Consider the following 12772-nt stretch of genomic DNA (forward strand, 5'->3'; position numbering starts at 1 on the left):
ATGCGCGCGTTGGCCACCGTCACCGGCGCCACTCGATGAAGCACCGCCAGACAGGTAAAGCACCCCAGTGTTACCTGACGTGGGAAGGGCGCGCAGGCGAAGGGTTACCCGCGCAGCACCGGCGGATAGTCTTTGCCAACTTTTCGGATAGCGCGCAGCGAACGAATCGGCTAGCCATCCGCAATTTCCACGACTTTGCGTTACCTCGGGCCAATCCAGGCCAGGCGGCCGTTACCGCGCCCCGCCAACCTGCCGACAGAGTGGATTCAATTCCCCTTCAGAGCCTCGTCGCTATCCGCTCCCTGGACAAAGGCTATCCGCTTTTTCCGGCCGCCCGAAATCCGCTGGAAACCCCGCCCCGTCTGCTCTCTGGCCTGCAACCGGGACACAAAATTTTCGGCGCGTCTTTGCCAACCAAACGGATAGACCGGGGAAGTCCCGGCTCCTTCTAATGACCTCCACTGTTTCGCCCGATGTGGAAGGTGCCACCCATGAATACTTCGAATAAAAACGTTGCGCAGTGGAGAGAGTACGTCAGCGGCTGCCTGGACTTCCGTCCGGCCGAAGGCGTGTACCGCATTGCCCGGGACATGTTCACCGAGCCGGACCTGTTCGACCTGGAGATGGAGCTGATCTTCGAGAAGAACTGGATCTACGCCTGCCACGAGAGCGAGATCCCCAACGTCCACGACTTCATGACGATGCGCGCCGGCCGCCAGCCGATGATCATCACCCGTGACGGCAATGGCGCGCTGAACGCCCTGATCAACGCCTGCCAGCATCGCGGCGCCACCCTCACGCGCGTCGGCAAGGGCAACCAGTCCACCTTCACCTGCCCCTTCCACGCCTGGTGCTACAAGAGCGACGGCCGCCTGGTGAAGGTGAAGGCACCTGGCGAATACCCGGAAGGCTTCGACAAGGCCACCCGAGGACTGAAGAAGGCGCGCATCGAAAGCTACAAGGGCTTCGTCTTCATCAGCCTCGACGTCACGGGCACCGACAGCCTGGAAGACTTCCTCGGCGACGCCAAGGTGTTCTTCGACATGATGGTCGCCCAGTCGCCCACCAGCGAGCTGGAAGTGCTGCCGGGCAAGTCCACCTACACCTTCGACGGCAACTGGAAGCTGCAGAACGAGAACGGCCTGGACGGCTATCACGTCAGCACCGTGCACTACAACTACGTGGCCACCGTGCAACATCGCCAGCAGGTCAACGCCGCCAAGGGTGGCGCCAGCAGCACGCTGGACTACAGCAAGCTCGGCGCCGGCGATGCCGAGACCGACGATGGCTGGTTCTCCTTCAACAACGGACACAGCGTGCTGTTCAGCGACATGCCCAACCCAACCGTGCGTCCCGGCTACGCCACCGTAATGCCGCGCCTGGTGCAGGAGCACGGCCAGGCCAAGGCGGAGTGGATGATGCACCGCCTGCGCAACCTGAACATCTACCCCAGCCTGTTCTTCATGGACCAGATCAGCTCCCAGCTGCGCATCGTGCGCCCAGTGGCCTGGAACAAGACCGAGATCATCAGCCAGTGCATTGGCGTGAAGGGCGAATCCGACGCCGACCGTGAGAGCCGCATCCGCCAGTTCGAGGACTTCTTCAACGTCTCCGGCCTCGGCACCCCCGACGACCTGGTGGAATTCCGCGAACAGCAACGCGGCTTCCAGGGGCGCCTGGAGCGCTGGAGCGACATCTCCCGCGGCTACGGCAAGTGGGTCACCGGCGCCACGCCGAACAGCCAGACCCTGGGCATCGCCCCGGTGATGACCGGCACCGAATTCACCCATGAAGGCCTGTACGTGAACCAGCACAGCAACTGGCAGCGGTTCCTGCTCCAGGGTCTGGACCAGAAAGCCCTGAAACTGCAGGAGGTGCAGGCATGAACTCGCAGCTGCAATACCAGATCGAACAATTCCTCTATCGCAAGTCCGCCCTGTGCGACGCCCAGGACTGGGACGCCTACCTGGACCTGTTCGACGAGCAGTGCGAGTACCACCTGCCGCAGTGGGAGTCCGAGCACCAGTACACCACCGACCCGAAACGCGGCATGTCGCTGATCTACTACAGCAACCGCTCGGGCCTGGAAGACCGCGTGTTCCGCATCCGCACCGGCAAGGCCGCCTCGACCATCCCGATGCCGCGCACCCTGCACCAGATCAGCAATGTGCGCATCACCGAGCGCGAAGACGGTCAGCTCGAAGTGACGGCCGGCTGGCAGACCCTGTACTACCGCCTGGGCCAGGCCGAGCACTTCTTTGGCCATGCGACCTACCACCTCAAGCCCAGCGGCGAGAGTTGGAAGATCACCCGCAAGCACATGGTCCTGCTCAACGACACCATCAACTCGGTGCTCGACTTCTACCACCTCTGATTGCCCGGATGCATGCGCCATGAATCACAAGGTCGCCTTCAGTTTTGCCGATGGCAAAACCCTGTTCTTCCCCGTGCAGGGCAACGAGATCCTGCTCGACGCCGCCCTGCGTAACGGCATCAACATTCCGCTGGACTGCCGCGAGGGTGTCTGCGGCACCTGCATGGGCCGCTGCGAATCTGGCCGCTACGCAATGGACTACGTGGACGAAGAAGCCTTGTCGGCCAAGGACCTGGAGCAGCGCAGGATGCTCACCTGCCAGACCCGTGTGCAGTCCGATGCCTCGTTCTACTTCGATTTCGCCTCATCGCTCTGCAGCGCGGCGCGGCCGGTGCAAGAGCGTGGCGTGGTCACCTTTGTGGAGCAGGTGTCGCCGACCACCGCCATCCTCCACCTGGATGCCGGCATCGACGGCCAGCACCTGGACTTCCTGCCGGGACAGTACGCCCGCCTGCAGGTACCGGGCACGGACTCGAAACGCTCCTACTCCTTCGCCAACCGACCGAACGCGGAGAACAAGCTGCAGTTCCTCATCCGCCTGCTGCCGGACGGGGTGATGAGCAACTACATCCGCGAACGCTGCAAGGTGGGTGACGAGATCCGCTTCGAAGCCCCGCTGGGTGCCTTCTACATGCGCCACATCGAAAAACCGCTGCTGATGGTGGCCGGCGGCACCGGCCTCTCCGCCTTCCTCGGCATGCTCGACGATATCGCCGCGAACGGCGGCTGCGGACAGCCGGTACACCTGTTCTATGGCGTGCGCCAGGTAGCGGACCTCTGCGAGCTGGAGCGCATCCAGAACTATGCCGCGCGCATCCCGGACTTCAGTTTCACCCCGGTGATCAGCGACGAAGGCCAGGACTGGAACGGTAAGCGCGGTTACGTAGCGAAGCACTTCGATGCAGCGGCCCTGCGCGAATCCCCGTTCGACATGTACCTCTGCGGCCCCCCGCCGATGGTCGAGTCGGTGAAGACCTGGCTCACGGAAAACGGCATCGACAACGGCCACCTGTATTTCGAGAAGTTCACCGAGAGCAATACCTGAGGCTCGTCCCAAACGCAGGCCCCTTTGTAGGAGCCAGCTTGCTGGCGAATGCGCGGTGCGCTGCTGGCAAGCTCGCGCCTACGGCGGCACACAAAACAACAAATACGCTCCACCCGCTTCACCAACTGCCCACACAACAACTAGCAGGCCGGGTCACGACGGCACTGCGTAACCAAGGCGGTAACCATGAAAACGACTCTGAACCTTGCGATGCTCGGGGCCGCACTGGCCTCTTCCCTTCCCGCCCTGGCACAGGAACCTGTGCGCATCGGCTTCATCACCACACTTTCGACCCCGGCCGGTTACCTCGGCGAGGACGCCCGCGACGCCTTCCGCCTGGCCATGGACCAGGAAGGCGGCAAGCTCGGCGGCGTGCCGGTGGAACTGGTGGTCGAGGACGACGGCCTGCAACCCGCCAAGGGCAAGCAGATCATCGACCGCATGAGCCTGGATGGCATCTCCCTCTACACCGGCGTGATGTTCTCCAACGTGCTGGCCGCCGTGGTTAACGGTGCCACCCAGGGCGACCGTTTCTACATCAGCACCAACGCCGCACCGTCCAACCTTGCCGGCGCGCAGTGCAAGCCGAACTACTTCGCTGCCTCCTACCAGAACGATGTGCCCCATGAGATGGCCGGCGTTGCCGCCAACGACCTGGGCTACACGAAGATGGTCATCCTGGCGCCCAACTACCAGGCCGGTCGCGATGCGCTGGCCGGGTTCAAGCGCACCTTCAAGGGCGAAGTCACCGAGATCTACACCAAGCTCAACCAACTGGACTTCTCCGTGGAACTGGCGCGCATCCGCTCGCTGAACCCGGACGCCGTGTTCCAGTTCCACCCCGGTGGTGCCGGCATCAACTTCGCCAAGCAGTACGGCAGCTCGGGCCTGTCGAAGAGCATTCCGATGGTGGTGCCGGTGTTCTCCATGGATGAACGCATGCTCGCCGCCACCGGCAACGTGGCCGAGGGCGTCAACGTGGTCAGCGGCTGGAACCCGCAGTCCGACAACCCGGCCAACCAGGCCTTCATCAGGGCCTTCACCGAGAAGTACAACCGCGCGCCGACCATGTATGCCGCCCAGGGCTACGACACCGCGCGCCTGATCGGCTCGGCACTCAAGGCCACCAACGGCGACCTCAAGGACGCCGACGCCTTCCGCGCGGCCCTGCGCGATGCCCGCTTCGACTCGGTACGTGGCGACTTCCGCTTCGGTAGCAACCAGCATGCGGTGATCGACTGGCACCTGCTCAAGGTCCAGGCCGGCGCCGACGGCAAGCTCGCCGAAGTGCCGGTGAAGACCATCGCCAAGGCCCAGGTGGACAGTTACGCGACCCAGTGCGCGCTCTGATTCCAATCTGATCCGCCAGCCCGCCGGCCACACCGGCGGGCCACCACCGCAGGACTTCGCCATGCTGTTGCTCGAACAACTTCTCAATGGCCTGCAGTACAGCGCGCTGCTGTTTCTGCTCGCCTCCGGCCTGACGCTGATCTTCGGCATCATGGGCGTCATCAACCTGGCCCATGGCGCCTTCTATATGGTCGGCGCCTTCTGTGCCGCCTATACCGCCATCGCCAGCGGCTCGTTCTGGCTCGGCGGCCTTGCCGCCCTGACCGGTGCAGCGCTCTACGGACTGATGATCGAGACCGGGATCATCCGCCGCCTCTACAACCGCGACCACCTGGACCAGGTGTTAGCGACACTGGCCGTGGTGTTTTTCACCAACGAACTGATCACCCTGCTGTTCGGCCGCAGCCCACCGGCCATGCCGACGCCGGACTGGTACAACGCCTTCGTCGAAGTGCTCCCCGGCCTGATGTACCCGGTCAGCCGCCTGCTGTTCATCGGCGCTGGCCTGCTGGTGGCATTGGGCATGTGGCTGCTGATCAACCACACCCGCCTGGGCATGCTGATCCGCGCCGGCGCCGACGACCACGAGATGGTCGGTGCGCTGGGGGTGAACATCAGCCGTCTTTACACCCTGGTATTCGTCTTCGGCTGCATGCTCTGCGGCCTCGCCGGATTCATGGCCGCGCCGCTGCTCTCGGTAGAGATCGGCATGGGCGAGAAGGTGCTGATCACTACTTTCGTGGTCATCGTCGTCGGCGGCGTTGGCTCGGTGCGCGGTGCCCTGGTGGGCGCCCTGCTGATCGGCATGGTCGACAGCCTGGGCCGCGCCTACATCCCGCAACTGCTGGACCAGCTGCTGCCGGCCGAGGTCAGCGGCGCGCTGAGCGCCGGGTTGATTTCCGCCAGCGCCTACATCGTCATGGCCCTGGTGCTGCTGGTGCGTCCACGCGGCCTGCTGCCGTCCCGCGCCTGAGGAGAATTCCATGTCCCGACGCCTCTTCATCGACCTGGCCTGCCTGGCCACCTTCGCGCTGATGCCCCTGGTGGCGGCGCTGTTCGACGAACCCTTCCTGGTCAGTCTGTTCACGCGCCTGGCCATCTACGGCATGGCCGCCGCCAGCCTCGATCTGCTGATCGGCTACGGCGCCATGGTCAGTTTCGGCCACGCTGCGTTCTTCGGTCTGGGCGGCTACGTGGTCGGCATCATCGCCTTCCATAGCTCGCAGGCGATACCGCTGTGGGGCTGGGAAGGCAGCAACAGCGCACTGGTGGTCTGGCCGTTGGCCCTGCTCTGCTGCGCCCTGCTCGGTCTGGTGATGGGTTACCTGTCGCTGCGTACCAGCGGCGTGCAGTTCATCATGATCACCCTCGCCTTCAGCCAGATGCTCTATTTCATCCTCGGCTCGCTGTCGCTCTATGGTGGCGACGACGGCATCCTGATGAACGAACGCAACAGCCTGCCCGGCCTCGACTTGAACGACGCCAACGCGTTCTATTACCTCTGCGTGGCCCTGCTGGTGGCCTGGCTGCTGCTCTGCCGACGCTTGGTGGGTTCACGCTTCGGCTTCGTCCTGCGCGGCCTCAAACAGAGCGAGCGACGCACCGTCAGTCTTGGCCTCAAACCCCTGCGCTATCGCCTCACCACCTTCGTCATCGCCGGCCTCGGCGCGGGGCTGGCCGGTGTGCTCTGGGCCAACTACGCCCTGTTCGTCAGCCCTGACATGGGCGCCTGGCAGAAGTCCGGCGAACTGATGGCCATGGTCATCCTCGGCGGTGTCGGCACCCTCCTAGGCCCCGTGCTGGGAGCGGCCGCCTACCTCGGTCTGGAACAGCTGCTGAGCCTGTGGACCGAGCACTGGCTGCTGATCTTCGGCCCCCTCCTGCTGCTGGTAGTGCTGTTCGGCCGCCAGGGCATCTACGGCCTGCTGATGGCCCGCCAGCGGCCGCGCAAGGCTTACTCCAAGTCCTCCCCTGTCGCCACCACCCGTGAGGTGCATCCATGAGCGCGCAACTGTCCATCCGTGGCCTGGAGAAGGCGTTCGGTGCAGTGAAAGCCACTAACGGCGCCAACCTGGAGCTGGCCGCTGGCGAGTTGCACGCGATCATCGGCCCCAACGGCGCGGGCAAGTCGACGCTTATCTCGCAGATCGCCGGGGAAATCCGGCCGGACAAGGGGCAGATCCTCTTCGCCGGCCGGGACATCACCGAAGTGCCGGCCCATGAGCGGCCGCGCCTGGGCCTGGCCCGCTCCTTCCAGGTCAGCCAGCTCTACGCGGACTTCAGCCTGCTGGAGAACGTCGCCGTGGCCATCGCCGCTCGCGAAGGCAAGAGTTTCGGCATGTGGCGCCCGCTGTCCCGCGACCGCAGCTTGCTGGACCCGGCCCAGGACTACCTGGAACAGGTCGGCCTCGGCCGCCGCGCGCAGGACCTGGTTAGCGAGCTGTCCCACGGTGAACGCCGCCAGCTGGAGCTAGCCCTGGCGCTGGCCCAGGAGGCATCTGTCCTGCTGCTGGACGAACCCATGGCGGGCATGGGTGCGGAAGAATCCGCGCGGATGACCGATCTGCTCCAGTCGCTCAAGGGGCGCTACGCCATCCTGCTGGTGGAGCACGACATGGATGCCGTGTTCGCCCTGGCCGACCGCATCACCGTGCTGGTCTATGGCCAGACGATCCTCACCGGCTCCGTCGAAGAAGTCCGCAGCAACGCGCAGGTCCGCGCCGCCTACCTGGGGGAAGAACATGCTTGAAGTCAGTGGATTGCAGGCCGGCTACGGTCTGAGCCAGGTGTTGTTCGACATGCACCTGACGATCGAACAGGGTCAGGTGGTCTCACTGATCGGCCGCAACGGCATGGGCAAGACCACCACCGTGAAATCCATCATGGGCCTGCTCAAGCCCAGTGCCGGGAGCATCCGCATACACGGCCAGGAGATGCGCGGCGCCACGCCCTACCGCATCGCCCAGGCGGGCCTCGGCCTGGTGCCGGAGGGCCGCCGCACCTTCGGCAGCCTGAGCGTGAAGGAGAACCTGCTGGCTACCGCCACCAAGGGCGGCAAGTGGGACCTGGCACGCATCTACGCCCTGTTCCCGCGCCTGGAAGAGCGCCAGGAGCAGTTGTCGAAGACCCTCTCCGGAGGCGAGCAGCAGATGCTGGTCGTCGGCCGCGCGCTGATGACCAACCCGCAGTTGCTGATCCTCGACGAAGCCACCGAAGGCTTGGCCCCGGTGATCCGCGAGACCATCTGGAACTGCCTGGTGACCCTCAAGGCAGAGGGCGAGACCATCCTGGTCATCGACAAGAACCTCAAGGAGATGGCGCGGGTGGTCGATCGCCACCACATCATCGAGAAGGGCCGACAGGTCTGGCAGGGCACGCCGGACCAGCTCGCCGCGACACCGGAGTTGTCGCATCGATACCTGGGCGTCTGACCAACGCCCAGCCTCCCGGCCCGTAGTCAAGACGGACCGGTAATCCCGACGCAATCCGCTCCCCACCGGCTCAGCAAAAGCCGGCGGCGGACGGGTGCGCCCTGAAAACCAGAAGAAGAAGAGCCTTGCGATGATCTACAAGTCCCGTGCGTTCCCGATCCTCTTGAGCACCCTCCCGCTTTCCGCCCTGGCTGCAGAGTCCGGCTTCATCGCGGATTCCACCGCCACGCTGCAACTGCGCAACTATTACTTCAGTCGCGATTTCTCCGACATCGTCGGGCCGAACCAGCAGTCCAAGGCCGAGGAATGGGCCCAGGGCTTCATCCTCAACTTCAAGTCCGGCTACACGCCCGGCCCGGTCGGTTTCGGCATCGATGCCATCGGCACCCTCGGCATCAAGCTCGACAGCAGTCCCGACCGGGTGAACACCGGCCTGCTGCCGGTGCAGGAAGATGGCGAGGCCGCCGACGACTACAGCCGCCTGGGCGTGGCCGGCAAAATGCGCGTGTCGAAGACCGAGCTGAAAGTCGGCGAACTGCAACCCAACCTGCCCGTGCTGATGTTCAGCGACATCCGCCTGCTGCCGCCCAGCTACCAGGGTGCCAGCATCACCTCCACCGAGATCGCCGGGCTGACCTTGCAAGGCGGCCATCTGACCGGTACAAGCCTGCGCAACGAGGCCGGCGACGACAAGATCCAGGCTCAGATCGGCTACCAGCCGCAACGGCAGGCTTCCAGCGATGCCTTCAACTACGCCGGTGCCGACTACGCCTTCAACGCCAACCGCACCACGGTGGGTACCTGGTACGCGCAGCTCGAAGACATCTACGACCAGCGCCTGATCAGCCTCAAGCACGCCGAGCCGGTGGGTGACTGGGTGCTGGGCGCCAACATGGGCTTCTACGATTCTTCCGAGGACGGCAAGAAGCTGATCGGCGAGGTCGACAACCAGGCCTTCTACTCTCTGCTCTCGGCCAAGCGAGGCGGCCATACCTTCTTCGTCGGCTATCAGGGTATGTACGGCGACCAGGGCTTCCCCAAGGTGTTCGCCAACATCACGCCGCTGGGCAACGAAGTGCCGACCTACGAGTTCGCCTCGGCGGATGAGCGCTCCTGGCAGGTGCGCCATGACTACGACTTCGCCGCCCTCGGCATCCCCGGCCTGACCACCACGGTGCGCTACATCAAGGGCGACAACGTGGATACCGGTAAGGGCTTCGAAGGCGAGGACTGGGAACGCGACCTGGATATCGGCTACGTGATCCAGAGCGGCTCGCTCAAGGGGTTGGGCGTGCGCATCCGCAATGTCACCGCACGTTCCAACTATCGCACCGACATCGACGAGAACCGTCTGATCCTCAACTACACCCTGGCACTGTTCTAAGCCCTGTTGGGGCGAATAAATTCGCCCCAACAGGTTTCTTGCCCACAGTCCCTGCCCCGACAAGGAAACCGCCATGCCCCGAAAATCCCTGGCCGCCCTGCTGCTCTGTCTCGGCGGACTCTTCATGCTCGCTGCCTGGTTGCTGGCCAGTTCCTGGCCCCTGCTCCTGGCGAGCGCCTGCACCCTTTGTGGTGGGCTGCTCTACCACCACCTGCCAGCCCGGGTAGTCGAGGTCCCGCTGAACCAACCGGCGCCGGAACCGCTACCCGCTCCACCGCCCGCGCTGGAAATCCCGGTAGCGCCGGTCCTAACCCTACCCCTCGAACACCTGCTGGCCCGCCTGGCCGACCTTGGCCTGGCCATCGCCGAAAGCGCGGAAGACATGCAACAGGCCAACAGCCTGGCTCGCCAGGCGGGCGAGAACTTGCAGCTCTCCACCAACAGCATCGAGGACTCGAAAAACTCCATCGGCGAACTGGGCCAGTACATGGGACATATCACTGAAGTGTTCAACGACCTCAGCGATCAGTCACAGCGCATCGGCTCCATCGTCGGCAGCATCCAGGAGATCGCCAAACAGACCAACCTGCTGGCTCTCAACGCCGCCATTGAAGCGGCACGCGCTGGCGAACAGGGCCGTGGATTCGCCGTGGTGGCAGACGAGGTGCGCCACCTCGCCCGCCGTGCCAACGAGGCGAGCGAACAGATCAGGGAGATTGTCGGAGGCTTGCAACAGGCCTCGGAAAACGCACGTACGGGCCTTGCACAAGTGGACGGTTCGACCCGCGCCGGCCTGGAGAAATCCGCCATCGCCCTGCAGGCCCTGGCGGAGATGAAGCGCGTTGCCACCACCCGCTACGAAATCGTCCAGCGCATCATGCAGCGGCTGGACGAGAAGCAGCGGATCACCAGGCAGCTGAGGGGGTTGGTGGGTTGATCACCGCTGCTTTCCTTGTAGGGGCGAATTCATTCGCTATGTCTGCGTTAGCTGTTGCGAGAGATTGACCATCAGGCCAAGAGCCTTGTAGGAGCTGGCTTGCCAGCGAAACGCGGCCATTCGCTGGCAAGCCAGCTCCTACGGGCACTGCAGCTCCTTGCAAGACGTAATGCAGACATAGCCAATGAATTCGCACCTTCTACAGGCTCACCCATTCAGGCCCATGAGTTCGCACACTGCCCGATACAGCTGCGTCCCCGGCTGGCCTAGCTCCAGCACGACATCGAAGTGGTTCTTGCCCGGTGCGGCCACGAAGCGACCTGGCAGCCCCCTCGCGATCCAGGCGTCGAGGAACTCGTGGGACTGGCGCGCAAATTCCGCCGTTTCCTGCGCGCCATAGCTGATCACCAGCTCGGCTCCCCGCGTCGGCAAATGGAAAGTCGGGCTGTTGCGCCGCGCCGCCGCTTCGTCCATTCCCATCCAGCCATTGATATGCGTTTCCAGCAACGGTCGCAGATCAAACAGCCCACTGATGGGGAGCGCACCACGCAGCACACTGTCCGGCACGCCATAGCGTCCGTGCCAGCCTCCAGCCAGCAGCATCCCGGTGAGGTGCCCGCCCGCCGAGCTGCCGCTCGCATACAGGAGCTGCGGATCGCCGCCGAAATCGGCGATATGCCGGTGCAGCCAGGCCAGCGAGCGGCGGGTCTGGTCGACGATGTGATCGAGGGTCACGGCCGGAGCCAGGTCGTAGTCCAGCACCACCACGCAAGCGCCGGCAGCGGTCAGGGCTGGCGCCATGAATGCCGAATCGGCCTTGGAAAGGGCACGCCAATAGCCGCCATGGATGAACAACAGCACCGGCGCGTTCGGCTGCTCGGCAGGGAAGATATCCAACCGCTCACCGGTACCCGGCCCGTAGGACACATCCTTGAAGCACTTCAGGCTCGCGTGGGCTGAGTCGCTCAGTGCGCGGTACTGGCGCGGGTACTGATCGAAGTCTTCGACGCTGGCGCGAGCGTTGTATTGCACGTCGTAGTAAGCGGCCAGTTCGGCCGGATCACTGGGGCGGGTCATGGGCACCTCCGATGGTTGTCCGTCGATTAGGCGGCATCCCGTGGAATGGCGAAATCCGGATAGTCGGGGATGGCTATCCGGGGAGTCAGGGGTGCTCATTTGTGGGAGAGAATTCATTCGCGAAAGGCCTAGCGCGGGGTCAACCACCCTCCCCCTGGCCCCTCTCCCGAAAGGAGAGAGGTGACTCGCGCCGGGCACTCACCAGCCATCCTGCTTGGACAGCCCCCTCTCCCTCTGGGAGAGGGTTGGGGTGAGGGAAGCGGCGTTCGGCCACGCCCCGACGGCCGATCCAGGTTGACTAGCCGCCCATAAAAAAGCCGGCCAATCGGCCGGCTCAAACAGCGGGGGAACCAGCCTCCCCCGCCGATTCGGTGACTCAGGCTTCGGCGCGAACGCGGTCGCGGATGGCTTCCTGCTCTGGGCTCGGGGCCTTCTGCAACTGGAAGTCGAAGTCGATTTCGGCGAAGCGATCCACAGCGCCACGGGCGGCAGCAGCGGCGGCGTCCTCGGTGAATCGGATCTCGCCCACCAGGCCGTCGCGGGTGGCATAGGCGAAGTCGTCCCACAGGTACTCGTCGCCCGACAGGTTGATCTGGGTGGTCAGGTGGCGGTAGCCCGGTGCGGAGATGAAGAAGTGGATGTGTGCCGGACGATTGCCGTGGCGGCCCAGGTGGTTCAGCACTTCCTGGGTGGTGCCATCCGGCGGGCAGCCGTAGCCGGACGGCACGATGCTGCGGGCGCGGTAGCGGCCATCGGCATCGGTGACGATGCGGCGACGCAGGTTGTAGTCCGACTGGGTGGTGTCGAAGTAGGAATAGGTGCCCTTGGTGTTGGCGTGCCACAGGTCGACCACGGCACCGGCGATCGGTTTGCCCTCGGCGTCTTTGACCTGGCCCTGGAGGAACATCACGGTGCCGGCATCGGTGCCGTCGTCCATGCGCGTTTCGCCTTCGGACAGCGGCGCGCCAGCTACGTACAGCGGACCTTCGATGGTGCGCGGGGTGCCGCCGGACAGGCCGGCCTGCTCGTCCTGGGCATCCAGCAGCAGGTCCAGGTAGTGCTCCAGGCCAAGGCCGGCTACCAGCAGGCCGGCTTCGCCGCGGGCGCCCATGCGGTTGAAGTAGTCCACCGCTTTCCAGAACTCTTCGGTGGTGACTTCCAGGTCTTCGATGAT

At 64.5% G+C, this 12772-nt stretch carries 12 protein-coding genes; 10 read left to right on the forward strand and 2 right to left on the reverse strand.

The genetic code is table 11. The features are described from left to right. Positions 1-491: 491 nt before the first annotated feature. The 10 genes from antA (at position 492) to E8E75_RS06995 (ending at position 10521) form a co-directional block, all read left to right on the forward strand. A complete protein-coding gene (antA, locus tag E8E75_RS06950) occupies positions 492-1886 on the forward strand; it encodes an anthranilate 1,2-dioxygenase large subunit (protein WP_153918277.1) in 1395 nt (464 codons plus the stop codon). Beyond that, positions 1883-2374: an anthranilate 1,2-dioxygenase small subunit gene (gene antB / locus E8E75_RS06955; RefSeq protein WP_120655122.1), complete on the forward strand. Its 492-nt coding sequence runs from the start codon at positions 1883-1885 to the stop codon at positions 2372-2374. Before antA ends, antB begins: the two co-directional genes overlap by 4 nt. Before the next feature lie 19 nt (positions 2375-2393). Further along, positions 2394-3419 (forward strand): anthranilate 1,2-dioxygenase electron transfer component AntC, encoded by a 1026-nt coding sequence (gene antC, locus E8E75_RS06960; RefSeq protein WP_153918275.1) that lies wholly within the window; start codon positions 2394-2396, stop codon positions 3417-3419. A 186-nt stretch (positions 3420-3605) separates the two neighbouring features. Further along, on the forward strand, positions 3606-4769 hold the full coding sequence (locus E8E75_RS06965; protein WP_120655120.1) for an ABC transporter substrate-binding protein: 1164 nt from the start codon (positions 3606-3608) through the stop codon (positions 4767-4769). Between the two features lie 61 nt (positions 4770-4830). After that, positions 4831-5742 (forward strand): branched-chain amino acid ABC transporter permease, encoded by a 912-nt coding sequence (locus tag E8E75_RS06970; protein ID WP_153918273.1) that lies wholly within the window; start codon positions 4831-4833, stop codon positions 5740-5742. A gap of 10 nt (positions 5743-5752) precedes the next feature. Further along, the gene (locus tag E8E75_RS06975) at positions 5753-6772 is read left to right on the forward strand and encodes a branched-chain amino acid ABC transporter permease (protein WP_153918271.1); all 1020 of its coding nucleotides are present in this window, start codon (positions 5753-5755) and stop codon (positions 6770-6772) included. Next, entirely contained in the window at positions 6769-7518 is a 750-nt protein-coding gene (locus E8E75_RS06980) for an ABC transporter ATP-binding protein (protein WP_120655117.1), read from the forward strand. The genes E8E75_RS06975 and E8E75_RS06980 overlap by 4 nt, the downstream gene beginning before the upstream one ends. Further along, positions 7511-8200 (forward strand): ABC transporter ATP-binding protein, encoded by a 690-nt coding sequence (locus E8E75_RS06985; RefSeq protein WP_120655116.1) that lies wholly within the window; start codon positions 7511-7513, stop codon positions 8198-8200. Before E8E75_RS06980 ends, E8E75_RS06985 begins: the two co-directional genes overlap by 8 nt. A 130-nt stretch (positions 8201-8330) precedes the next feature. Then, positions 8331-9584: an OprD family porin gene (locus tag E8E75_RS06990; RefSeq protein WP_120655115.1), complete on the forward strand. Its 1254-nt coding sequence runs from the start codon at positions 8331-8333 to the stop codon at positions 9582-9584. Positions 9585-9657: 73 nt separating this feature from the next. Continuing rightward, positions 9658-10521 (forward strand): methyl-accepting chemotaxis protein, encoded by an 864-nt coding sequence (locus E8E75_RS06995; RefSeq protein ID WP_120655114.1) that lies wholly within the window; start codon positions 9658-9660, stop codon positions 10519-10521. Positions 10522-10728: 207 nt separating this feature from the next. Here the strand turns inward: E8E75_RS06995 and E8E75_RS07000 are convergent, their stop codons facing one another. Together E8E75_RS07000 and catA are read right to left on the reverse strand one after the other, a co-directional pair. Further along, a complete protein-coding gene (locus tag E8E75_RS07000) occupies positions 10729-11598 on the reverse strand; it encodes an alpha/beta hydrolase (protein WP_153918269.1) in 870 nt (289 codons plus the stop codon). A gap of 376 nt (positions 11599-11974) precedes the next feature. Then, on the reverse strand, positions 11975-12772 hold a 798-nt coding region (catA, locus tag E8E75_RS07005), incomplete at its 5' end, for a catechol 1,2-dioxygenase (protein ID WP_280358375.1).

The sequence above is a fragment of the Pseudomonas sp. BN606 genome (assembly GCF_029873115.1).
Classification (GTDB): domain Bacteria; phylum Pseudomonadota; class Gammaproteobacteria; order Pseudomonadales; family Pseudomonadaceae; genus Metapseudomonas.